At 38.0% G+C, this 23,453-nt stretch carries 22 protein-coding genes and 1 other RNA gene; 17 read left to right on the top strand and 6 right to left on the bottom strand.

All coding sequences use genetic code 11. From position 1 onward, the window contains the following. Window positions 1–15: 15 nt before the first annotated feature. From ssrA to MMP60_RS04655, 8 genes are all read left to right on the top strand, one after another. Window positions 16–374: a transfer-messenger RNA gene (ssrA, locus tag MMP60_RS04690) on the top strand. Window positions 375–552: 178 nt separating this feature from the next. Continuing rightward, window positions 553–1,797, top strand: a complete 1,245-nt coding sequence (locus MMP60_RS04685) for a tyrosine-type recombinase/integrase (protein ID WP_241335196.1) — start codon at window positions 553–555, stop codon at window positions 1,795–1,797. Between the two features lie 423 nt (window positions 1,798–2,220). Then, window positions 2,221–3,168, top strand: coding sequence for a phage/plasmid replication protein, II/X family (locus tag MMP60_RS04680; protein WP_241335195.1), 948 nt, complete (start codon window positions 2,221–2,223; stop codon window positions 3,166–3,168). A 54-nt stretch (window positions 3,169–3,222) separates the two neighbouring features. Next, complete coding sequence (locus MMP60_RS04675; protein ID WP_241335194.1) at window positions 3,223–3,423, top strand: hypothetical protein; 201 nt, start codon at window positions 3,223–3,225, stop codon at window positions 3,421–3,423. An 86-nt stretch (window positions 3,424–3,509) separates the two neighbouring features. Then, window positions 3,510–4,412: a hypothetical protein gene (locus MMP60_RS04670; protein WP_241335193.1), complete on the top strand. Its 903-nt coding sequence runs from the start codon at window positions 3,510–3,512 to the stop codon at window positions 4,410–4,412. Window positions 4,413–4,971: 559 nt separating this feature from the next. Next, entirely contained in the window at window positions 4,972–5,649 is a 678-nt protein-coding gene (locus MMP60_RS04665) for a tyrosine-type recombinase/integrase (RefSeq protein WP_241335192.1), read from the top strand. Between the two features lie 209 nt (window positions 5,650–5,858). Then, window positions 5,859–6,722, top strand: a complete 864-nt coding sequence (locus MMP60_RS04660; protein WP_241335191.1) for a DUF6387 family protein — start codon at window positions 5,859–5,861, stop codon at window positions 6,720–6,722. 90 nt (window positions 6,723–6,812) lie between these two features. Next, window positions 6,813–7,079, top strand: a complete 267-nt coding sequence (locus MMP60_RS04655; RefSeq protein ID WP_241335190.1) for a hypothetical protein — start codon at window positions 6,813–6,815, stop codon at window positions 7,077–7,079. A gap of 82 nt (window positions 7,080–7,161) precedes the next feature. On the opposite strand, the gene MMP60_RS04650 is transcribed toward MMP60_RS04655, so the two are convergent. The 3 genes from MMP60_RS04650 to MMP60_RS04640 all read right to left on the bottom strand — a co-directional run bounded on the left by MMP60_RS04650 (window position 7,162) and on the right by MMP60_RS04640 (window position 10,607). Then, a complete protein-coding gene (locus MMP60_RS04650; protein WP_241335189.1) occupies window positions 7,162–8,688 on the bottom strand; it encodes a DHA2 family efflux MFS transporter permease subunit in 1,527 nt (508 codons plus the stop codon). A gap of 6 nt (window positions 8,689–8,694) precedes the next feature. Further along, window positions 8,695–9,843 carry an HlyD family efflux transporter periplasmic adaptor subunit gene (locus MMP60_RS04645; protein WP_087544950.1) on the bottom strand — a complete coding sequence of 383 codons (1,149 nt, stop codon included), beginning with the start codon at window positions 9,841–9,843 and terminating at the stop codon, window positions 8,695–8,697. A 266-nt stretch (window positions 9,844–10,109) separates the two neighbouring features. Then, the gene (locus tag MMP60_RS04640) at window positions 10,110–10,607 is read right to left on the bottom strand and encodes a thioesterase family protein (RefSeq protein WP_087544948.1); all 498 of its coding nucleotides are present in this window, start codon (window positions 10,605–10,607) and stop codon (window positions 10,110–10,112) included. A 171-nt stretch (window positions 10,608–10,778) separates the two neighbouring features. Between MMP60_RS04640 and hemB the strand changes: the two genes are divergently transcribed. Continuing rightward, a complete protein-coding gene (gene hemB / locus MMP60_RS04635) occupies window positions 10,779–11,792 on the top strand; it encodes a porphobilinogen synthase (RefSeq protein ID WP_241335188.1) in 1,014 nt (337 codons plus the stop codon). A gap of 79 nt (window positions 11,793–11,871) precedes the next feature. Continuing rightward, window positions 11,872–12,993 (top strand): glycine oxidase ThiO, encoded by a 1,122-nt coding sequence (gene thiO / locus MMP60_RS04630; protein WP_241335187.1) that lies wholly within the window; start codon window positions 11,872–11,874, stop codon window positions 12,991–12,993. On the opposite strand, the gene MMP60_RS04625 is transcribed toward thiO, so the two are convergent. After that, a complete protein-coding gene (locus tag MMP60_RS04625) occupies window positions 12,979–13,884 on the bottom strand; it encodes a TIGR01777 family oxidoreductase (protein ID WP_241335186.1) in 906 nt (301 codons plus the stop codon). The two genes, thiO and MMP60_RS04625, sit on opposite strands and share 15 nt — an antisense overlap. A gap of 72 nt (window positions 13,885–13,956) precedes the next feature. Further along, the gene (locus MMP60_RS04620; protein WP_241335185.1) at window positions 13,957–14,406 is read right to left on the bottom strand and encodes an ABZJ_00895 family protein; all 450 of its coding nucleotides are present in this window, start codon (window positions 14,404–14,406) and stop codon (window positions 13,957–13,959) included. Between the two features lie 457 nt (window positions 14,407–14,863). Between MMP60_RS04620 and MMP60_RS04615 the strand changes: the two genes are divergently transcribed. Genes MMP60_RS04615 through MMP60_RS04605 form a run of 3 tightly spaced genes read left to right on the top strand, consistent with a single transcriptional unit; the run spans window position 14,864 to window position 16,175 of the window. Then, window positions 14,864–15,073, top strand: a complete 210-nt coding sequence (locus MMP60_RS04615) for a hypothetical protein (protein ID WP_241335184.1) — start codon at window positions 14,864–14,866, stop codon at window positions 15,071–15,073. 49 nt (window positions 15,074–15,122) lie between these two features. Further along, window positions 15,123–15,776: a hypothetical protein gene (locus tag MMP60_RS04610; protein ID WP_241335494.1), complete on the top strand. Its 654-nt coding sequence runs from the start codon at window positions 15,123–15,125 to the stop codon at window positions 15,774–15,776. Between the two features lie 3 nt (window positions 15,777–15,779). Beyond that, a complete protein-coding gene (locus MMP60_RS04605) occupies window positions 15,780–16,175 on the top strand; it encodes an SMI1/KNR4 family protein (RefSeq protein WP_241335183.1) in 396 nt (131 codons plus the stop codon). A 65-nt stretch (window positions 16,176–16,240) separates the two neighbouring features. Here MMP60_RS04605 and MMP60_RS04600 read toward each other — a convergent pair whose 3' ends face one another. Then, window positions 16,241–17,023: a crotonase/enoyl-CoA hydratase family protein gene (locus tag MMP60_RS04600; RefSeq protein WP_241335182.1), complete on the bottom strand. Its 783-nt coding sequence runs from the start codon at window positions 17,021–17,023 to the stop codon at window positions 16,241–16,243. Window positions 17,024–17,299: 276 nt separating this feature from the next. Between MMP60_RS04600 and MMP60_RS04595 the strand changes: the two genes are divergently transcribed. The 4 genes from MMP60_RS04595 (at window position 17,300) to MMP60_RS04580 (ending at window position 23,281) form a co-directional block, all read left to right on the top strand. Further along, window positions 17,300–18,022 carry a DUF1963 domain-containing protein gene (locus MMP60_RS04595; RefSeq protein WP_241335181.1) on the top strand — a complete coding sequence of 241 codons (723 nt, stop codon included), beginning with the start codon at window positions 17,300–17,302 and terminating at the stop codon, window positions 18,020–18,022. A gap of 102 nt (window positions 18,023–18,124) precedes the next feature. Then, window positions 18,125–19,375, top strand: coding sequence for an exonuclease SbcCD subunit D (locus MMP60_RS04590; protein WP_277603677.1), 1,251 nt, complete (start codon window positions 18,125–18,127; stop codon window positions 19,373–19,375). Window positions 19,376–19,384: 9 nt separating this feature from the next. Next, window positions 19,385–22,981 (top strand): AAA family ATPase, encoded by a 3,597-nt coding sequence (locus tag MMP60_RS04585; RefSeq protein ID WP_241335180.1) that lies wholly within the window; start codon window positions 19,385–19,387, stop codon window positions 22,979–22,981. Window positions 22,982–23,008: 27 nt separating this feature from the next. Next, on the top strand, window positions 23,009–23,281 hold the full coding sequence (locus MMP60_RS04580; RefSeq protein WP_241335179.1) for a hypothetical protein: 273 nt from the start codon (window positions 23,009–23,011) through the stop codon (window positions 23,279–23,281). Window positions 23,282–23,453 lie beyond the last annotated feature (172 nt).

Raw genomic sequence — 23,453 nt, 5'->3', positions numbered from 1 at the left:
TGCCTTTTCATATATGGGGATGTTCCTGGCTTCGACGCTGGTGATGAAACTCATAGATGCATGCCGAGAGCGCATTTTCTCTCGTAAATCAAATTTGCATTTTTTAGTCGCAAACGACGAATCATACGCTCTAGCTGCCTAAGGGCAGCTTGTCCGCCTCTCTGAATACTTGTGGTTAGAGAGTCCGACCGAAGCGCACGCACACAAGTCCGTATAAAGCCAAGCCTCGGGGCTTTGTACTAAACTTAGAGGATCGCGATTTGTACCCTGTTCGTCGGGTCACAAAAAGTTAAAATAATTGACGATATCTAAGCATGTAGTATTCTCGAGCGTAGTGCTGGCGGACGCGGGTTCGACTCCCGCCATCTCCACCATATACTTAAATTTATATACCGCAACATGACGCTATATAAATAAATTAAGCTTAAATCTCAGTGATTTAGGCTTTTTTTATGCCTATTTATGCCGTTATATGAACTTTCTTATAGCTTGTCATCGTGTATGGTAACGTGTATATTTTGAGTTATAAAAAATCCACCATACAAGAAACTCATGAAAAAAGCTGATGTAAAGAAGTTCCCTATGAAAGACACTACACTCAGCGCATTAGAGCCTGAGTCTAAAGAGTATCGAATCAATGATGGTGAAAATTTACATTTTGTGGTTACTTCTAAGGGCAATAAGCGTTGGGAATTAAGATATAAAAAACCAAGTACAGGTAAATGGTCATGGTTAGGGCTTGGCACTTATCCCGAGGTTGGTGGAAAATGGGCAAGACAGAAAGCGAACGAAGCAAGAAAGCTACTTTCTCAAGGTATAGACCCAGTATTACAAAAAGCAGAAGAGAAACAAGCTGAAATAGAGCAAACTTCATGCACTCTACAACAGCTTGCAGAGGATTACTACAAAACAAAAACATGGACATCTGCAACCAAAACAAGAAACATTGGAGCACTGAATAACCATGTATTCCCCATCATGGGCAAGCGTGATTATCGCAAAATCACTAAGCAAGAATGGCATTCATTATTTCAGGATATTCAGAATAAACCCAATCCTCGTACAGGCAAACCTATTACTGATATGGGACAACGTGTCAGAGCATTAATTAGAGAAATATATGACTATGCGGAAGTGATGGGTAAGATAGAATCTAATCCTACTGCAAACTTACATAAATACTTAAAGAAACATGAAAGTAATAGTATGAAACATGTTGATGAGGATGCTTTGCCGTCGTTATTAAGAGCAATTAACCTCTACCCAACCACTGACACACGAATTGGTCTTAAATTACTAACAATGTTGTTTTGTAGACCAACTGAGCTACGTGAAGCTAGATGGGAAGAATTTGACTTAGATAAAGGTACATGGTTAATTCCTGCAACAAGAATGAAAACTAAAAAAGAACATAAAGTTCCACTACCTGAACAGGCAATAGAGTTATTAGAAGAACTTCAACACTTAACTCGTTATTCAGCATACCTACTACCAAGCCGAAGCAATAAAAGCAAAGTAAAGTCTAATACCGTTTTTGTTATGGCACTACGAAGATTAGGTTATGGAGAGAAACAAAATCCTCATGGATTTCGTCACATTGCGAGTACAATTCTCAATAACCAATTCAGCGACAAGTCACAAGTTGTGGAAGCGTGTTTAGCACACAGTAAAAAAGGCGTGAAAGCTGCTTATGATAAAGCTACTCACTATGAAGAGCGCAAAATTATGATGCAATGGTATGCTGATCATTTAGAGCGATTGGCAGATAATACAGTGCTACAGTTTAAAAGCGCATAGGATATTTTAATATTATAAAACTTGAACAAACAGGGAGTGCCTAGATTGTTAAGCACTCTATCTACTAATACAGCAAAGTTAAACAAACTCCCCTCCCACCCCAAGAAACTATGAAATAATATTTTTGTGAATACTTTTCTCATTTGATAAGGCTTTAACAATAGAACTACATGATCAAAAAACAATCAAAACAGCAATAAAAATTATTGCATTCCGATTTAAATATATTGTAAAATTAAAAATCTATGTGTTATGTTAATACAACATAACGGAACGATTATACAAAAGTATAACCATCGTATCCAATTTAACCTTATTAAGGTGCAGTAAAACTTAAAGTCCTGACTCTCTACATCTAGTTTTAAAATAGACTATTGATGTTTGAGGGTTTTTTGCGTTCTAAATTTTATATGAGGAAAATATATGGTATTGAATAATGTTTTAAATCAAGAAATTAACAATGAAGAGGTGTTGGAAGCTAAAAATCTATTTGCTATTGATTACTTAAAACTAAAAGTAGAAATAACAAATAATCCACTAGAATTATCTCAAGATATGGTTATCCCCCTAACCAAGTTTGATGGTGAATTTCAGCCATTACAAGAATCTTATAGCAAGCAATGGGTATGCGGTTCTCATAATGATAAAATCCAAATTAAATCAATAAATGAGAATGAAATACAGATCAAGGGTAACTTGTTTAAGTGGTTGAATGGTCAAAATGTTACAGGTACAACTGACTTGATTCAGTTAGTCCTCGATACTGTGACTAGACTCAGTCAGATATTCAATGCAATTACTCCAACTGATACCGAGATTGAGAATATTAAGTTAGGATTGTTTCGCATTTATCGAATTGATGTGAATAAGGCATTGTTGTTTGATGATAAACAAAAAGCTCAACAATATCTAACTTTAATCAAAGAGCATGGCACTTATCCACGGCGTGATAGAGAAGTCGAAAAGAATGGTATCTACTTTGGTAAACGTAGCAAGCGAACTACATTGCTTTATTACTTTAAAGGTCAAGAAGTTCGCACTCACAACAAACAGCAAATTGGTCTTACATCTGAATTGAAAGAATATGCTGATCATATGGTTAGATGTGAAGTACGTTTATTTAGTCAGCAGTTAAGAGATAGCGAACTACAGTATGGTTATTGTTGGGATGAAGAGTTAATTCAGCAATTGGTTGAAGATTCGCATTGCAAACTCAATTTACCTGAACCCATATCGGAAATAGAGTTACCTGCTAAGTATATTCGATTCTTAGCGACACAGAAGCAAGGTGCATTGCATATCGGTTATACAGCATCTACTACAGCTCGTTATAAGCGTGTTTTAGCTAGAGATTATGGGTTGATGGTATAAGTTTTTATGGGGCTAATACAGCGATTTAAAGTGAATTGAGGGGGTAATAAAAAGATGCAAAAACTACGTTTAACAATGAATGAAGTATGTCGTTTTTTATCAGTACAACGTGATAAATTAAATAAGATGGTTAGGGATGATCCTACTTTTCCAAGACCGATTAAAGAGGGTTTTACTAGGCAATCCGCCGTGTATTTTGATCATAGTGAATTGATTGAGTGGTGGGAACTGAAAAAGCAGACTCGTTATAGTTGATATTCGATTGATGCCAAGGTAATTTAGGTTACCTTGGTTTTTTATTATAAAAATTCATATTTCATCAAAATCAATAGGGAATACAAATGAAAAATTTAGTTTTATTGTGTGCAGTAACTTTACTTGTTGGTTGTAAAGAAGATCAAACTGGTATGGAGAAAAATATTCTTAATTATGCCTACAATAATTGTCTTAATAATTTTAACAAAAATTCACCCGCTGCAATTCACATAAATAATAGCTATATTGGAATATATGATAGTAATGCTGCTGATATCTATAAATATAGTTATCTTCTTAATGAAAAAAATAAAGTATCCAACATTCAAAAAGATGCGAAATCCAGATATAGAGAACTAGGTGTAACGATAAAATACAATATTAAAAGTAACCCCAATAAATCTGAAATAAAAAATTATAAATGTACATACTTTTATGAATTAATAGTTAATTCAGAGTCTCCTGAGAGCATAAATCTTATTAGAATAGTAAATGATGGTCAAAACATTAAAATAAAAGATAAAAGTGATAAAATAGAAGATTATTCAAATCTAAATTTAAACAATGGGATTAATAGTATTATTAGTTTCAAGAGTCAAAATCAATTCAATTCAAAAGATCAAGAAATGTATAACAAAGTTGAAGCAGAAGCAGATAGAATACAAAATATCAAAAAGCAGAAAGAAGCAGAACAAATTGCTGAAGATAAAAAAACTCCATTAATCCCACGAAGTATGACAGGAGATAAGGGGAAATACTATCTTATTGAAAAATCAAGAATAGGTGATATTGTAACTACCTTACATAAACGAGTTGGAGTCGATAGTACAGGCTACACAAAGTTAAATATCAATTGTAAGACAGAACAAGCCCAAGAGCTTGGTTATAGTGAAAAGTCTGCTAAAGATATTAAATTAAATCCTAGTAGTTGGTATAATTTAGAATATGGTTCTAGTAAATATGACTTATATAATTTTGTCTGTAATTAAGAAATGGAGATAAACTTGCCTATTTTGTATGGCATTTTGTATGGTTAATTTTCGACTTAAAATTAAATCAATATAAAACAAAATCTTATTGATCAAGTTCTATTGACGCCATCACCAAGATATTAAATTTATATGCCCAAACATGGGAATATATAAGACCTAAAGGCTTAAACTGTAATGGTTTAAGCCTTTTTTCTTACCTGTAGATAACTGAATATAACTTTGTATAGTATTGCTTAGCGTGTATCCCTAAAGAAAAATCGAAACCGTAGGGATACAACGAAATGAAAAGAACAACAGAGATTGAACGGCGTCCTTTATCTGACATGATACTAGCGAGCTTTGAGCCTGAATCTAAAGAGTATCGAGAGCTAGACGGCAACGGTTTATATTTTCGTGTCAAACCTGATGACAATAAGTCTTGGCACGGGAATGGTTAGATACTAAACAAAATAGATGGGTGGCTGATACCATGACCTGAAATAAAGGCGCACTGGAAAAACATATATTCCCGATCTTTGGTAAACGCCTATACACCACTATCCGCCCGATTGAATGGATGAATCACTTAAAAGGCATTAAGCAAGAACACAAGATTTATGAACAGGTGAACCGCATCTGTTCTATGTGTCGTGATATTTATGACTACGCCAAAGTCACAGGACGGATTGAATACAATCCATCGGAGGGGCTGCATAAATTCCTTGAGCAAGGCAAAAAGGAAAATATGGCACATGTGGACGAAAAAGAATTACCACAATTATTAAGAGCCATTGATAACTACCCAACACCTGACAGTCGAATAGGTTTAAAACTTTTGGCAATGTTGTTTTGTCGTCCCAGTGAATTGAGGGAAGCAACATGGGCAGAGTTCGACTTAGAAAATGCCTTGTGGAATATCCCCGAACAGCGCATGAAAAAACGCCGTGAACATATCATTCACTTATCTACCCAAGCGGTGCAGTTACTCCATCAATTAAAGCCCTTGAGTGGTCAATCTGAATATTTATTTGTCGCTAAATCAAATAGCCATAAACCAAAATCAGATGCGGTTTTTATTATGGCATTACGGTATTTAGGTTATGCAGGCAGGCATTACTCAATAACAAGGGCTTTGATGAACGGCATATTGAAGCAGCATTGGCACATGTTAAGGATGGCGTGGCAGGCGTATATAACAAAGCCCAGTACCTACAAGATCGAAAGCATATCATGCAATGGTATGCCGACCATTTAGAGCAATTGGCGGATGATAAGGTGATTCAGTTTAGAAAGGCTGAATGATGCAATAGCACGACACAAGAAGACGTACTCAATTGCTTAATATGCAGATATATAGCGCAGTATAATTTATAATCATTTTATTAAGTCTAGGTTAGCTCCCGAAAGTCGGACACCCAATCGGATTGGCTTAGCATTATTTTGGGTATGCTTGGGAGGCATGAATTGAAGCGTATTAGCGATAAGGGGAAAATACCTGAGTTTTTCAATAATAAAAGATATGACGAATATTATAAAAATTGTGGTGTGGTGAAATTAGCTCACGAAATCCAAGAACGACAAAATATCTCATGGCAAATCAACCAGATATTTGAGGATGATTACATTACTCCTATTACAGACGATGACCTTAAAGATGAGAAATTTATAACAATAAAACGCTTTAAAATTATTGATGGCAAACGCATTGAATATACCCCACCCCCAAGGACTATTGAGCAAATAATTGAAGATGACAAAAAGTTTTATTTGAGATTGATTGAGGGCTTTGCAGAGCAGACTTATGTTGAGCATCCAAAACTAGGGAAAATACCCAACAAAAAAAAACCTATGGAGATATTTCCGCGATTTTTATTTGATTGTAGACCATATATACAGCCACTAAAGGAAGCCACAGACGATAGAGAAATTCGTGCTAAATATGCATTAAGGGAGAATGTGGATGATTATGATGAATACCCAGCTATTAGTATTAATTTAGATTTTTCCGATGATGCAATTATAGCGGACGTAAAAAAGCATTTAATACAATTGAGAAAGCAGCTAAAGCACAAGCCAAAACTTCTACCACCTAAAGAATATCTAAGAAAATTAAAAAATTTTAGAGCCTTGCAAGTGATTGATATTTTGCTTTGGCAGAAGCTAACAGATCATCATATCGAATATGAAACTTTGGCAGAGTTTTTATTTCCTCAAGGACAATTTACTGGAAAGCAACTAAGAGAAACTATTATTCCATTTACAAAAAAACTTTTAGATTCAAAAAGTAATGAATCTGCATACATGTTTTATCTAGCAGATAAAAAGTAGTGAAAAGTAATCTAAATTCGTTTTCACAACTCTAATAATTATTAAAAAACATACTGCACCTACACAATATTTTGTCATGTAGGTGCATAAATGACTATCAAACCAATCCGTATTCAATTTAAAACAGCTTGTGAACTACTGGACATAAAACAAAAAGCGTATAAGGAATTAAATCTATTGCACTTACAAACAAAAACTCAGAAAGCAATTGGATCATTTTACGGTAAAGGCTTAAATGAGCATAAATCTACAATGAAATATTTAAATCAAAAAATATCGAGATATGAAGAAGATTTACAGCTAAAACTTTGGGAACATATCAATGAGCCAGATAGTAAAAAACAAAAGACGAAATAAACATTCAAACTAAATTTAAATAAAAAACTCGGATGAATCAATCCGAGTTTTTAGAATAGAAATAACGATCTTTTCGTTTAAATCAATGTGGTGCAGGTCCACCTATAATCGGTTTCGGTTTTGGACTCATCCAAATTAAAGCACTCGCAAAAATAAATACAATTGCCAGAAGCGTAAACACATGATTTGCTGACATAGTAATCGCCTCTTTATCAACTAAATTTGCAATCGTGGCGAGTGTTGCATCAGGTGAAAAACCATTTTGAAGTAATGTATTTTGCACTTCTTGTGGATGCAAATTGTTCACCATCTCGCTACGTGCTACTTTGGTATGGTCATCCCAAATCGTTACTGCAATTGAAGCACCAATCGCCCCTGCCATAGTGCGTAAAAAGTTCATTAGACCTGCGGCAGAAGCCATTTCTTGAGCTAAGACAGAACCCATTGCAATATTCGACAGTGGAATAAAGAAAAACGGCACAGCAAAACCTTGCAAGATTTGTGGCCATGCTAACGACATAAAGTCTGCATCTGTAACCCAAAAAGCTCGCATGACCGTAACCACACCCAACAATGCTAGCCCAAAACTCGCCAATGCTCTTGGGTCATATTTGGTTGATAACTTCGCAACAATTGGCGACATCGTCAAACTACCAAAACCCATGGTTGCAGTCAGATACCCTGCCCATGTCGCGGTATAACCCAAATTGATTTGCAACCATTGCGGAATTAAAACGATACTGCCAAAGAATGCACCGAAGCCAAATGCCAATGCTGAAACAGAAACGGCAAAACCACGGTGTCGGAATACATACAGGTTAACCACAGGATGCTTTTCCGTTAGTTCCCAAATCATAAAGACAATAAAACCAATCACTGCTGTCAACGCCAATACAATAATGCTGGTGCTATTAAACCAATCTCGTTCATGCCCGAGATCTAACATCAATTGTAAAGCACCAATCCAAAGGACTAACAAACCTAAACCAACTGCATCAATTCGTAATTTCTCCGTTTTAGTTTCTGCTACAGACAGCAAGCGGATAGCTGCCAATACACAGAAAATTCCAACAGGAATATTAATAAAGAAAATCCAATGCCATGACAGATTATCACTAATCAGTCCGCCTAAAATTGGTCCTAAGATCGGTCCAATAACGGTTGTCATCGCCCAAAGTCCCATTGCCTGCGCATGTTTTTCAGGTGGGAAAATTCGCATCAACAAGGTTTGGCTCAGTGGCATTAACGGACCACCACAAAGCCCTTGTCCAATACGGAAAAATACCAACATTTCTAGTGAGGTCGCCAAACCACATAGGAATGAAAAGATGGTGAAACCAATTAACCCAAAGACAAAAACTCTGACTGTGCCAAAACGTCCAGCTAGCCAACCTGTAAGTGGAACACAGATGGCTTCAGCAACGGCGTAAGAGGTAATCACCCACGTCCCTTGTGAACTAGAAACAGCTAAGTTCCCTGTAATATGGGGGACTGAAACGTTGGCAATGGTGGTATCTAGCACCACCATAAAGTTGGAAAGTGCAATGACAAATGCGGCGAGTATTAACCGCCCACCGCTAAGTTCTGCAAAAGGATTCTGCGTTTTCATGGCTGATTACTTCGATGCGAGATCAATGTCCGCTTGCATCGACAACCCTACACGCAATGGATGTTCTGCAAGTTCTTTGGGATCAAGCGTAATACGTACAGGTAGACGCTGTACTACTTTAATCCAGTTTCCTGTCGCGTTCTGTGCTGGAATCAAGGCAAATGCGGCACCTGTCCCACCAGAGAAGCCCTGAACTGTCCCGTGATAAACCACATCATCACCATATAGGTCTGAACGAAGCGTTACTTTCTGCCCTGCTTTCACTTTAGCAAGCTGACTTTCTTTATAGTTTGCGTCGACATAGAGCGCAGATACAGGCACCACTGACATCATCACAGTACCAGGTGCAACACGTTGTCCAATTTGAATATTCTTGCGTGTCACCACACCATCAACAGGCGCACGAATAACGGTACGCTCTAAATCAAGCGTTGCTTGCTCAACATGGGCTTTTGCAACCAAAACATCAGGTGTTGATGCTTCATTTGCCCCTTGAATCAATGCTTCATTTGCAGCAAGTGTACTTTCTGCAGCTTTACGGCTTGATGTTGCTTGGGCTAAACCCGCTTGAGCTAAATCTAAGCTTGCTTGTGCCGTCGATACTGCACTTTGCGCTTTGCTCAATTCCTCTTTAGAAATCGCTCCTGAAGCGGCAAGTTCATTACGACGCTTTAATTCTAAGTTTGCTTTATCAAAATCTGCTTGTGCTTTACTTACTTGTGCTTGTGCACTATTAATTTCATCATTGCGAACCACAACTTGAGAATTCAATGAGCTACTATTCGCTTGGCTTTGCTTGTATTGACGTTGCGCTTTTGCCAACTCAGCTTGTGCTTGTGCCAACTGGATTTTGGCATCACGCTCATCTACACGAACGAGAACATCACCCTTTTTAACTTGTTGGGTATCTTTCACCAAAACTTCAGCGACTTGTCCACTCACCATTGAGGTGATTTGTGCCGTTTCCGCACCAACATAAGCATTATCGGTACTGACAGCATGATTAAAGAACAACGCCCAAATAGCATACAAAATTGCTGCAAGGATAAGAATAAGTGCGAAAAATCCTAAAAACTTTTTACGTTTTGCTTTCATTGCATCATCTGATGCCGAATCAGCAGCAATATCTTGTTGATTAGCTTGGGCGTCAGTCATATGTTATTCCTGAAAATTAAAGGGATTTTTAACTTTTGGTTTAATCAGCAGATCAGTTTAATTTTGAAAACTTAACCGAATGTTAAAACAAAAGATCAAAATACAAACAAAAATTTAAATCGCATTTTAACGATAAAAAATCATATGACGAGAATAAAAAAAATAACTGATGCGTTCAATTCTTATATTTTGATAATTATTTTTACTTCACTTTCCTTTAAACAATAAAAAAGCGTCAAAAGACGCCTTCATATCAAACACTATACTTAAAAGGCGTAAGAAGCGATTGCGGTTGCAATTGGCTTAGCTTCATCATTGAGCATGGTCATACGCATAGTACAGCCTTTGCGTCCTAAGCGTAATGTTTCCGCACGCGCAGTAAAAAACTGACCACGACCCGGAGCAAGATAATCAACACGCATATCTACAGTTGCTAAACGCGATACTTTCTTAATCGTGTCAGGTAAATCTTCAGGGGTTGCACGGCGATAAAGTTGTTCCATTGCAACCACGCCACCAATACTATCCAGTAATGTCGCAGCAACACCACCATGCAAAATTTGGAAGGCTACATTACCGACCAAGTCAGGCTGCATCTCGATATAACCTTCAATTTGATCATCAACAACGCGCATGCTCATGCCACAATGCTTAAAAAATGGGGAAGAATTAAATGCTTTACAAAGCTGCTTTAATACCACGTCATGATCGGCTTTAGCACCTAACTGAATATTGCCTGTCCAGTTTTTCTTTACATCATTCATACGCTGTCTAAATCCAAAGGAACGATAAACATCCCATTATTTTGTACAAATCTAAAATTATGGGGCTACAATAGCGAGGATATTTAATTGAACTTAGCCGCTAAGCTCTCCCTAGCATGACTTAAATATTTCAATTATTCCTATAGTGTAATACTGAACATCGAGATTGTTATGACTTATACGTTCAATCGTCCCGCTTTTCCCGCGACTCGCATGCGCCGTATCCGTAAAAATGACCAACTTCGTGCCATGGTTAGTGAAACACAACTTACAGCTAATCATTTGATTTATCCAGTATTTGTATTACCAGGACAACAACAAACTCAAGATATTCCAAGCATGCCAAATGTGCAGCGTCTATCTGCTGATTTATTACTCAAAAAAGCAGAAACTTTGCTCGAGCTCGGTGTTTCAAAGCTTGCTTTATTTCCAGTAACCCCACAAGAAGACAAAAGTTTAACGGCGGAAGCTGCATGGCATGAAGATGGTTTGGTTCAAACCACTTGCCGCTTACTGAAAAAAGAATTACCAGAAATGGTATTGATTACCGATGGCGCACTTGATCCTTATACCACTCATGGTCAAGACGGTATTATTGATGAAACTGGCTATGTTTTAAATGATGAAACCGTTGAATGCCTGGTCAAACAAGCCCTCAGCCATGCACAAGCGGGTGCTGATGTTGTTGCTCCAAGTGACATGATGGATGGACGCATTGGTGCGATTCGTCAAGCACTTGAACAAAATGGCTTTATCTATACCAATATCATGGCCTATTCCGCCAAATATGCATCCAGCTTTTATGGCCCATTCCGTGATGCAGTCGGTTCAGCCAGCAACCTCAAAGGTGGCAATAAATATAACTACCAGATGGATATTGGCAACCGTGCCGAAGCCCTGCATGAAATCGCCCTTGATATTCAGGAGGGTGCGGACATGGTAATTGTAAAGCCAGGTATGCCATATCTGGATATTGTGCGTGAAGTCAAAGATACCTTTGGTGTTCCAACCTTTATCTATCAGGTCAGTGGCGAATATGCCATGCTTGCAGGTGCGATTCAAAATGGCTGGTTATCTGAAAACGTGATTTTAGAGTCATTGATGTGCTGTCGTCGTGCGGGTGCAGATGGTATTTGGACATATTTTGCCGAAGATGCTGCACGTAAACTCAAAGAGATGAGATAGCAATCTCCCTTGCTGAGCTAAAACACTCCTCACCTCTTTAATATCAAAGAGGTGAATTTTGAAATTGGTTTAATTTTTTATGCATATTGCCATTATTGGTGCGGGTATTAGCGGCTTGATGTCAGCGTTAGAACTTGCTGAACAAGGTTGCTCTGTGGATATTTTTGATCAACAACAAGCAGGTCAGGCTGCCTCATGGGCAGGCGGTGGAATTCTTTCCCCGATGTACCCGTGGCGTTATGCACCAGAAGTTAATCATCTTGCTCAATACGGTAAATCGCTGTATCAAACGTGGAATGAAAAACTTCTGCCTATCACGGGGATTGATTTTCAAATCCACAATACAGGCATGCTGATTTTCGATCAGGAAGACTTTGATATAGGACTGAATTATGCCAGTCAATATCAAGAACCCATGCAACAGTGCAATTTGTTAGAACGCAAACAAATTGAACAAATTAATCCGCATATTTCAGAAAAATTTCAACAAGCCATCCATTTTCCGCAACTGTCGAATGTACGTAATCCTCGTTTATTACAATCTCTCATCAGCTATCTTAAACAGCATCCTTTCGTTCGTTTTTTTGAGCACTGCTCAATTGATCAACTGATTGTTAAAAATAAAACGGTACACGGAATACAAACTTCAAATGGTCAAGTTTTTGATGCTGATCATGTTGTTCTGACCTCGGGCGCATGGAGTCAATATTGGGAAGAACACATACATCGACAAATTCCTGTACAGCCCATACAGGGGCAAATGCTGCTGTTCAAAACACCTGAAAACTGGTTACCTACCATGTGTATGAATCGGGTGATGTACCTGATTCCACGTCAGGATGGTCATATTGTCTGTGGTTCGAGTATGGCAGATTGTGGCTTTAGCACCGCAGTGGATGAGCAAACACAGCAAGATATTTTAAGCGCATGTTTAGATATGGTCCCTGAGTTAAAACAATTCCCCATCGTAAGCCGTTGGGCAGGTTTACGTCCTAGTTCACCTCAAGGAATTCCTTATATTGGTGAAATGCCTGATATAGCCAACTTATGGGCAAATTTTGGGCATTTCCGTAATGGTCTATGTATGGGTGCTGGTTCGGCACGTTTACTACGTCAGTTAATGTTGGGACAAGAAACCCTTGTTGATCCAGTGGCCTATTCTCCAGAACGCTTAAAAAAACACGATTTAATCTCTTCCTAGAATTTCAGTTAAGGCTGATTTCAGGTCGGAATACTGAAACTGGAAACCCTGATCCAGCAATGCTTTGGGTTTGACATACTGACCATTTAGAATCAACTGGGATTGTTCCCCCAAAGCCAGTTCAAAGACACATTTCGGCATTGGAATAAAAGGCTTACGTTTTAAAATCTGCCCTGCGACCTGTACAAATTCTTGCTGACTCAATTGTTCAGGCGCAACCAGATTATAAACCTTTTGCTTACTATTCGATTGCAGCAGAAAAACAATTGCATTAAGTACATCCTGAATATGAATCCAGACAATTGGCTGCCGTCCTGAACCGATCTTTCCTACCGCATTTAAGCGAATGGGGAACAGCATTTGCGGCAAGATTCCGCCATCACCAAACACCACCCCTAAGCGAATAATTTTAGTATTTTGTTGAGTAAATTTAAGTGCTGTTTGTTCCCAAGCCTGACAAAGCTCTGACATAAAGATGACTTGTGGTGGTGTATTTTCGTCACAGATCGCCGTCCACATTTCTTGAGGATCAATCCCGTAATAGCCAATAGCTGAGCCAGAAATAATACATTGGGGGAAGATGCTTTTTTGCTGTAACCACTGATAAAGTTTCTCCGTCATGGCCACTCGGCTTTGTATCAGTTGTTTTTTTCTTTGATCAGTCCAGCGTTTTTGACCAATATTTTCACCAGCCAAATTGATGACATAGTCAATTTCAATGACTTTAATTTCATCTAAATCATTTACCCATGTTAAATCTGAATCATATGAAGCTTTATTTTTTTGTCGTGTCAGTGCAATCACTTGAAAATTATTTTTCAATAGAAAAGGTAAAAGATGAGAACCAATAAACCCACTTGCACCTGTCACCAATACCGTCATTTTTTTCATGGACTGATCTATCAAAAATGAATTCTATTAAAAGTTTTAGCAGAATACAGGTGAATTACAAGTGAACTTTACTCATACCTTAAACATCTTGTTCGCCATCCGTTGTGCTTGTGCACCATAAAACCAATACGTAATTAAAAATAACGGTGTGGCAATCATCAACCATATCGCCAAAACAGTCAGTAAAAATTCAGGTTGTTTGAAATATAAGATAAAATTTTGCCAAACGTCGGGATCTTTACGTGCAAAAATAAACAAACCCAGTAGCAAACCACATAGGTTATAGCCCCAAAAAATTAGACTAAATGCGAGGCTAAATCTTCTTTTCTCTGAACTCGTCGGTGCGCGATGTTGTTGCTTTAGAAATTTAAATAAAACAAAAATCATTGCGATCAAATAAGGTATTGCAGTAAGTATACCACCAATGCTATTGGGTAAAATTGCCGCCATAACTCCAGCAACCAGACTAGAAATTAGGCACACAATAAAAAACCAAAGATAGTACAAACGCAATGAAATCATACAAATAAACCAAATCTAATTCACTTCAAAAAATAATTATAAATTTTTTTCACTTTTTTTTCATTTTTATGTCAACCAATCCACATCTCGTGGCGTTATATAGGGTACAAGGTCGCAGCAACCGAATGTTGATTGCACGGCATCCGCAATATTTTTCGGTGACCTTTCATTATGACTTTCTATCTTTAATTATGGTTTTGTTAGCAGCCAAAACCGTTGATAAAGATTTTGACCGACGATTTCTCATCACTCGAATCGTCGGTTTTTATTTTTTATAATGCTCAAAAATAAAAAAATCAGAATATAAACCATGTCATATATTTTGAAATTCAATTTTCAAGTTCACAATGCGATGCACATCTATGTTCAGTTAAGACTTTAGAAAAATAGAAAATCTTTCAATTGAATATTATCCTATTAAAACAAAAGTGTTCACGACAGCGTATTGCAATGCTCGTTGCCATACCATCCACTGGGTGCTGTAAATGCATTTACAGGTCATATTAAAATAGAAAGCTTTGATAAAACCGCAATGAGTATTTTAACTTTAAGTGGTATTTTCACGCTGAATAAACGTGTAATCCATAACTGTTATTGGCAAGACTATTTCATGAATTTAGATCATCACGTCTTTGCTCGATATGAAATTGATGAGAATGCAAAATGACAATGCTATACTAAAATTCATAAAATTAAGCGAGTTAAGCCCTATAAAAATGAAATGTCCAAACTGCCAAGTTGACGTCATAAATGAGAATATAAATATCCAAACTGATATGGGGAAATGCCAAGCTTGCAACCATATTTTCCGTGTTTCAGAGAATTTTGATACGCCAACATATGCGTTTGATATCAATCAACCACCACGTGGTACTTGGTATAAAAACAATCTGCAAGAAATCAAATTGGGAGCAACACTAAGAAGCCCAATTGCTTTCTTTTTAGTACCCTTTATGTTGATTTGGTCTGGTGGCTCATTGGGTGGCATTTATGGTACTCAAATCGCAAAACAGCAATTTAGCCTTTTACAAAGTTTATTTGGTATCCCCTTTCTGATTGGAACCATCATTTTTGGTTCACTTACACTGATGATGCTATTCGGTAAAATCGAGCTCACCATTAATCAACAAGGTGGACGTGTTTTTACTGGAATTGGCAGAATAGGAAAATCAAAATACTTTAATTGGCATGACGTTAGTCGAATTAGAGAAAACCGTTCAACTAATTCATCCAATAAACAGCAAGCTCAAATCGTAATTGATGCAAATCAACCAATTAGTTTCGGCTTAGGGCTTCCTCCAGAAAGACACCACTACCTATTTCATGCATTGAAAAAAATACAATCACAATATAAGCCTGAAAGAAGATAATTCATGGCTTTTCCAATTGAGGAACAATATATTCTAGCGGCTGAAAAACAACTCAACCTTGTATTTCCAACATCTTTTAAAAATAAAATGATGATCGAAAATGGTGGTGATGTTTTTGTTCAAGATGATGACTGGCAAATTTTTCCATTTTTCGATCAATCTAATCAAAAAAGAAAAATGCGTACAAGCAACCATATCTTGCATGAAACAAAAATTGCGAAACAATGGACTGGTTTTCCATTACATGCAATTGCAATCGCCCGTAATGAATGTGGAGATTATTTAGTTTTTCTTCCACAGGCACACGACCAACATACGCTTTCTGATCTAGTCTATATTTGGTTTCATGGCACGAATGAAATCCAACAAGTTGATTTAGATTTTAAAGAATTGGGATAGCCTCCCTAAAAACTCTAAATCAACTTATCGTATTTTTACTTGATGATTAAAATAGAATTTTGGACTTATTTACCCTTAAACTGTGGCAGACGTCTTTCAAGCATGGCTCTAACCCCTTCTTGAGCATCTTCAGATTCAAATAAAGGTTTGAGATAATTATCCATTTTTTCAAAAGCAACCGTCTGTCCTAAAGTCACGCCATCAGTTGCCGAAGCTAATAAAGCCTGCACTGCAAGCGGTGCAGCAATACAAATTTCTTGTGCGATCTCGATAGCACGCTCAAGCTGCTTACCTTTTTCAACAATCTCAGATACGAGATTCAATTGATTGGCTTTTTGAGTATCAAAGGTTTTCCCTGTCAATAAATACGGCATGGCTTTTTGCCAACCTGCTGCCTGCACAAAACGTACGGTTGCTCCACCAAAAGGCATAATTCCACGTAGCACTTCAAGCTGACCAAAAATCGTGTCTTCGCTAGCGACGACGACATCTGCATTCAACATTAACTCTACCCCAGCGGTATAACAGATTCCTTGTACAGCTACGACCACAGGTTTAGTTCGATGCCGACCGCCGACACCCCAAGGATTAATTTGACCTTCTTCGAAACTAAAAATTCCTTGGGGGATTTTAGGTTGTAATTCAACAAGGTCTAAACCCGCTGTGAAATGATCACCATGTGCAAAAATGACAGCACAGCGTAATTCAGGATTATTTTCATATTCGGTTAAAGCTAAAGATAAATCTGCAATCATATGACTATCAAAGGCATTTCGTTTTGCCACTCGGTCTAAGCCAATCAACATAATATGATCAATAATTTCGCGGCTGACTTTTCCTAAGCTCATTTTCTATTTCCTCATTTTATAATGATGTCTTTGATACCAAACTAGTTGATCGTTTAAGAATGATCAAGGCATATCATGTATCCCTATTCTCACCATAAAACTACTTCTTGGTTGAGAGTTCGATAAAGGTTTATTATCACTAGAATCATTGATTTTTATTAATACTAGATAATAATCTTCTACGCTCAGGTGTTTTCGAACAACTAAAATCTTTACCAATGATTTATGCTTACTTCAATTTTCATTCACTCTACAACTTAATCCTAAGAAAAATTTATGATCAACACTAAGCAGATATTTGAAATCATAAGATTCACAGCAGACAACCAACAATATTATCCAGCATCACTCGGCAGCCCAAGTTGGATGGGGGAAAATGATGTCGCCCATACCGAAATGAATATCTTATTAGGGCAATCCCGATATGGTGGAGCAATTGTTGATTTACCAAATGGATCTGAATATCCAGAAGACTTATGTTTTGCAGCACAACTCGATTTAACTCAATTTTCCCCATTTGACAAATCAGGGCTTTTACCTAAAACAGGACAACTTATTTTCTTTGCAGATATTATGAATGACAAAGGTAAAGTCATTTACACAGATACACCAAATGAAAAATTAGTCAGAGTTATAAAAGAGCATGAAGATAATTTTTTCTCAGGTGTTCTAATTCAGGATATTTTCGCTGATACAGAAACATTTGATGAACGTTTCCGAGAACCAGAAGATGAATATGAACAAGAAGAAATGAATGAAAATGGTCAAGTTTGGGACAGTTTTATAGGTTGTAACACATCTAAAATCTTTGGTATTTATACCAATTGTCAGTCTGGACAAGAAGAAGTTGAACACATTACATTTTCGGATCGAATCATTTTGCTACAAATTGGAGAAAATGGATTTAACGATGAAGGTGTTTTTACTGTCCTCATATCCAAAGAAGATTTAAAGAATTTAAACTTCGAGAATTGCGAATTTATCTGGGCACAAAGCTAAAATCATTATCAGACAACAAAGGTTAAATTGCCTTATCCACTCAAATTTTATCTTTAATTTATGCTACCTTATCCCTATTCAAAAATAGGGATTTTCTATTTCATGACCGTGCGTTTTTTTCATACGTCTGACTGGCATTTGGGACAATTTTTTTATAACCATTCTCGTCATTACGAACATGAACAATTCTTGGCATGGTTACTTGAGCAAATAAAGCTAAAACAACCACATGCCTTATTGATTGCGGGCGATATCTTTGATGTGATTAATCCGAGTTCACAGGCACAAAAACAACTATATCAATTCCTTGCTGATGCACATGAGCTTGCCCCACATATGCAAACCTTAATGATTGCTGGCAATCATGACTCGGGTTATCGCATTGAACAAGTAGAGCCATTATTAGAAAAATATAATGCCAAAACCGTTGGGGTGATTCGTTGGAATCAAGATAAAAGCCTCGATTTAGAACGTTTAATTTTGCCGATTTATGATCAACAAAAGCAGATTGTCGCATGGTGTATTGCCCTGCCATTTCTACGCCCTGCCGAAATTACGGGTTTTAATGAACACACCACCAATAGCCAAAATGCGATTGCCTACCTACACCAACAACTGATTGCTGAAGCGAAACGTCGCAAAACCGATGATCAAGCCCTAATCCTGATGTCACATGCCCACATGCAAGGTGGGGAAACTTCCGATTCAGAACGCCCGATTATTATTGGCAATGAAGAAGCGCTATCTACGGCTCTGTTCGACGACAGCATTGATTATGTGGCACTGGGGCATCTGCATAAACCGCAAAAGGTACAGCATACACATATTCGTTATAGCGGCTCACCGATTCCACTGTCATTTAGTGAAATCAACTATAAGCACCAAGTGGTTGAGGTCAGCATTGATCCTACAAAAAGTGAAAATTCGTTTAACTTTGAAGCTTTAGCGATACCACGAAGTATTCAACTGCATAAAGTTAAAGATGAACTGACAGCGGTCATGCAACATCTTCGCAATCTGCCAAATGAACCGATCGAAAATCTTGAGCATCGTGAATATATCGATATCGAATATCATACCTCGACGCCACCACAGCCCAATTTACGACAACAATTTGAAGATGCCTTGCCCAAAGATCGCTATCGCCTGGTGCGGATTTCCAGACAATATCTATCCAATGAGAGTAATGCCGAGAACAAGCAAACTATTAGCTTAGAACCGCCGACACCCGAAAAACTATTTCAGCAAATTTGGGAGAAAAAAGGCTATCACGCTGATGATGAGGTCACTCAAGATTTTATGAGTTTGGTCGCAGAAGCACAAAAGCAACTTGAAGATGATCAGACTGTTTAAGGACCTGCCATGAAAATTTTATCAATTCGACTGAAAAATTTGGCATCTCTGGCAGATGAGCATTTTATTGATTTTGAAACTGAGCCTTTAGCAAATGCAGGACTGATTGCCATTGTCGGAAAAACGGGCGCAGGTAAATCTACGATTTTAGATGCCATGTGTCTGGCCTTATTTAATAAGATTCCCCGCCTTAAAGAAAGTGACGGCAAACTATTAGATGTGGATGGTTCAGAGCTGCTCACCAATTCTCCCCTCACGGTTCTACGTCGTGGCACTGGACATGGTTTTGCTGAACTATGTTTTGTGGCGCAAGATCAGAAACATTACCTCGCACGTTGGGAAATTAAACGTGCCCGTGAAAATGCCAGTGGCAAACTGCAAAGTGTGCAACGCTCACTGAAATGCCTGACCGACGGCGTAGTGATTGCAGATAAAACCAAAGCGGTTGAAGCACATATTCAACAGATTACCCAACTCAGTTTTGAGCAATTCACCCGTGCGGTACTGTTGGCGCAGTCCGAAGTCACTGCGTTTTTAAAGGCCCGTGATAATGAACGTGGTGAATTACTCGAATATCTGACCAACTCCAGTATTTTTGCCAAAATTGGACAACTGGCGTTTGAAAAAACCCGTGAAATCAGCAACCAGCGCAAGCAACTGGAAAATGTGCTCGGTCATATTGAAATCCGTTCAGATGAAGAGATTGCTGAATTACAGACTCAATTTCAGCAGATACAACAACAGGTTCAACAGTTGGAAGCCGACAAAGTTCTGCTTAATCAACAGCAACAATGGTTTGAACAGCGACAGAAACTCGAAACTGAAATCACACTAAAACAGCAACAGCATGACATTCAAATTCAAGCACATCAGGCTTTAGCCGAAGATCGCAATCGACTCAGCCAACTCGAAATCTTTTCAGGCATTCGTCCGATTGTGTTCCAACAACAACAACTGGAAAAAGCACTACAACAGCTTGAACCCCAGATTCAACACAAGCAGCAGCACTTTAGCGCTTTAAACACCCAATTTGAGCAAGAAAAAGCGGCTTATACGCAAGCGGAAACAGCCTTACAGCAATTCCAGAGTTTTGAACAAAAGCATCAGCATGAACTCACCCAAGTGCGTAAATATGTACAGGAACGTGAATACATTGCCGATGAATATAAAAAAACCAAAGTTCGCTTAAACCAAAACGAAGCACAACAACGACCTTTGCTTGAGCAACAACAGCAGTTTGAACAAAGTCGCCATAGCCTATCGATACAACAACAAAGCTGTTCTGAACAGTTGCAACAGAGCGCACAATTCTCCACTTTGGATAAAGGTCTGAATGCGCACATTCAACAACTGAAACAATTTATTCAGCAGTATCAAAAAGTCGAACAGAATTTAGGTTCGATTCAACAGGCACAATCCAAGCTTGAACAAGATCAGATCGTATTGAATGAGCTCATTCAAAAATTTGGCACACCGCAACAGATTGAAAGTCAGCTTGAACAGAAACAAAAACTCAGGGAACAGCAACAGTCCCGATTGAATCAACTAGATCTGATTCAACAAAAGTTACAGCATTATTTTGAACTTAAAAAAGAACGTGATGAACTAGGCCATAAGCTCAGTAGCACGCAGCTACAACATCAGCAGCTTGACCAACAACTGCAAACTAGCCAAGGTGAATTCCAGTCTGCCAAGAATGAGCGGGAAAAATTGCAGCAGATATTGCAACAACAACGTTTATTGCATGCTGAAAATATTGAACATCTCCGTGCAGAACTCAGACACGGCGAAGCCTGTCTGGTCTGTGGCAGCACCGAACACCCCTATCGTGATGATGCAAGTCAGCTCTCCAAAGCCCTGTATGAGTTGCAACAACAGCAAGAGCAACAGGCCATTCAACAAGAGCAACAATGCTTTCAACTTTGGCAAAACACACAGCAGCAATTTACCCAGATTCGTACCGAACTGACGCAATTGCAATCTGCCATGCAACAAGCGGATGACAAATTCAAACTGCAACATCAAGAATTAGTCAAACATGCAGCACAGTTCGACATTCAGTTAGATTTAACCCAACCACATGCTGAAATCACGGTAGCTCAACAACAATGGACGAGTGAAGCAACTCAACTCAAACAGCAGACTGAGATTGAATTACAACAACTGCATCAGGCCAATAAAGACCACTATCACCTAACCCAAACGATTCAAAATATCCGCTATCAACTCGAAAGCGTACAGCAGTCACAGCTACAGATTCAACATGTTGTAGATTGTCTGAGCAGCAATGAACGAGGCTTATGGCAGCAGCAAACACTGAGCTACGTCCAGCAGCTAGAACTACGTTTGCAGCAACGCGTTCAACAACTTGAACAAGCTGAAACACTCAGCAAACAACAACAACAGCTTGAACAGCAACTGAATCTATTAAAGTCCAATTTAACCAGCTTAATTACTCAACATGCCGAGTTTAATCAGCAACTCAAAGACACCGAACTTAAAGGCAAACAAAATACAGAATCAGCGCATAAATTAATTGTGGCAATGACAGGTTTGACTGAACTCAAAGCCAATGAATGGCTAAACCAACACGATCAACAGCGTCAGCAACTTCAAAATCAATATCAGCAGATCAAGCAAGGTTTTGAACAGGCTCGTCAAAATTTTGAACAGCAGAAAAATGAACTGGAACAACTCAAGGCCCAACAACAACAGCAACAAACCACCGTTGCTCAAACCAAAACTGAAATTCGAGCATGGTTAAACCAGCATCCTGAGTTTGAAGAACATCAATTAGCTGACTTACTTTCTATTCGTGCTGAGCAAGAACAGCAGATTCGTACATCCCTACAAAATGCAGAACGCTTGCTCAATGAAGCAACCTCTGCACTGAAAACGCTACAACAGCAATTACAGATGCATCAACAGCAACAACCTAAAATTGATCATATGCAGTTGCTTAAACATATCCACCTCAATCATGAGAACTTACAGCAGCAAGCTGAACAACGTGATCAGTTCAAACTGAAATTAGAAGTACATCAACAAAACCTTGCCAAGCAAAAGCAATTTGCAGATCAAATCCAACAGATTCAGCAGCAGGAACACCGTTGGAATAAGATTTCTAGTTTAATTGGCGATTCCAAAGGTAAAGATTTCCGTGACTTAGCTCAGCAATATAATCTGGATATTCTGCTTGAATATGCTAACCAACAACTCACAATGTTGTCACAGCGTTATACTTTAAAACGTTTGGATAATTCCCTCAGCCTAGCCATCATTGACCATGATATGGATGGCGAAACCCGTTCGGTGGCTTCTCTGTCTGGTGGTGAGTCCTTCCTCACTGCCCTTGCGATTTCATTGGCGATAGCCAATATGGCGTCTGGTTCAATGAAAATTGAATCCCTGTTTATTGATGAAGGCTTTGGTACATTGGATGCATCTTCTTTGCATATGGTGATGAATGCTCTAGATCAGTTGCAAAGCCAAGGGCGTAAAGTCATTTTAATTTCCCATATTCAGGAAATGCATGAACGTATTCCTGTGCAAATCCAAGTACAACCACTCGGATCAGGTTCAAGTCGGATTGAAGTGGTGGGATAAATATAATTATGCTTATGGAAATCAAAAATGGAACAAAATGATCTATATCAACTCATGCCAATATTCAAGCGGATTTCTGATCAACAACTTGCGGAATACGTTTGTTTATATTGCTTAAACACAAAACAATATGCGGTGCTATGCACTAATTTTTATAATTATACTTCTTCAAATGATGATCATGCTTATTTTAAAAAACTAACCATTGAGTTACTACTTAAGGAATCTCCTTTATCTCATTGTAAATGGTTTTCTTCAATTCAAAAAGAGATTAAGCAACATGGTTTAGATTTCAGCTAATTATTTTAATCAAATAACAAAAATCAGTTTCACTTCACATATTCATAAATATAATAACCGATTCAGCTAAAAGTTATTAGATCTCTTGCGAAAGTTAATTTTGACTCATCCAGTTAATCAGCCCAGCAATTAAATTCATCCTTAAACCAAATCGTTTTCTTCTGTTTCGATA

This window comes from Acinetobacter sp. ANC 4805 (genome assembly GCF_022549495.1).
Classification (GTDB): Bacteria; Pseudomonadota; Gammaproteobacteria; order Pseudomonadales; family Moraxellaceae; genus Acinetobacter.
This window is presented reverse-complemented; position numbering and strand designations above follow the sequence as displayed.

Bases quoted from the DNA above. Each gene is read 5' to 3' on its own strand.
- MMP60_RS04645 (WP_087544950.1), bottom strand. From the start codon at position 9,843: ATGACTGACGCCCAAGCTAATCAACAAGATATTGCTGCTGATTCGGCA.
- MMP60_RS04610 (WP_241335494.1), top strand. From the start codon at position 15,123: ATGAAATGTCCAAACTGCCAAGTTGACGTCATAAATGAGAATATAAAT.
- MMP60_RS04605 (WP_241335183.1), top strand. From the start codon at position 15,780: ATGGCTTTTCCAATTGAGGAACAATATATTCTAGCGGCTGAAAAACAA.
- MMP60_RS04620 (WP_241335185.1), bottom strand. From the start codon at position 14,406: ATGATTTCATTGCGTTTGTACTATCTTTGGTTTTTTATTGTGTGCCTA.
- MMP60_RS04590 (WP_277603677.1), top strand. From the start codon at position 18,125: ATGACCGTGCGTTTTTTTCATACGTCTGACTGGCATTTGGGACAATTT.
- MMP60_RS04625 (WP_241335186.1), bottom strand. From the start codon at position 13,884: ATGAAAAAAATGACGGTATTGGTGACAGGTGCAAGTGGGTTTATTGGT.
- MMP60_RS04685 (WP_241335196.1), top strand. From the start codon at position 553: ATGAAAAAAGCTGATGTAAAGAAGTTCCCTATGAAAGACACTACACTC.
- MMP60_RS04595 (WP_241335181.1), top strand. From the start codon at position 17,300: ATGATCAACACTAAGCAGATATTTGAAATCATAAGATTCACAGCAGAC.
- hemB (WP_241335188.1), top strand. From the start codon at position 10,779: ATGACTTATACGTTCAATCGTCCCGCTTTTCCCGCGACTCGCATGCGC.
- thiO (WP_241335187.1), top strand. From the start codon at position 11,872: ATGCATATTGCCATTATTGGTGCGGGTATTAGCGGCTTGATGTCAGCG.
- MMP60_RS04670 (WP_241335193.1), top strand. From the start codon at position 3,510: ATGAAAAATTTAGTTTTATTGTGTGCAGTAACTTTACTTGTTGGTTGT.
- MMP60_RS04640 (WP_087544948.1), bottom strand. From the start codon at position 10,607: ATGAATGATGTAAAGAAAAACTGGACAGGCAATATTCAGTTAGGTGCT.
- MMP60_RS04655 (WP_241335190.1), top strand. From the start codon at position 6,813: ATGACTATCAAACCAATCCGTATTCAATTTAAAACAGCTTGTGAACTA.
- MMP60_RS04675 (WP_241335194.1), top strand. From the start codon at position 3,223: ATGCAAAAACTACGTTTAACAATGAATGAAGTATGTCGTTTTTTATCA.
- MMP60_RS04650 (WP_241335189.1), bottom strand. From the start codon at position 8,688: ATGAAAACGCAGAATCCTTTTGCAGAACTTAGCGGTGGGCGGTTAATA.
- MMP60_RS04600 (WP_241335182.1), bottom strand. From the start codon at position 17,023: ATGAGCTTAGGAAAAGTCAGCCGCGAAATTATTGATCATATTATGTTG.
- MMP60_RS04585 (WP_241335180.1), top strand. From the start codon at position 19,385: ATGAAAATTTTATCAATTCGACTGAAAAATTTGGCATCTCTGGCAGAT.
- MMP60_RS04665 (WP_241335192.1), top strand. From the start codon at position 4,972: ATGAATCACTTAAAAGGCATTAAGCAAGAACACAAGATTTATGAACAG.
- MMP60_RS04680 (WP_241335195.1), top strand. From the start codon at position 2,221: ATGGTATTGAATAATGTTTTAAATCAAGAAATTAACAATGAAGAGGTG.
- MMP60_RS04580 (WP_241335179.1), top strand. From the start codon at position 23,009: ATGGAACAAAATGATCTATATCAACTCATGCCAATATTCAAGCGGATT.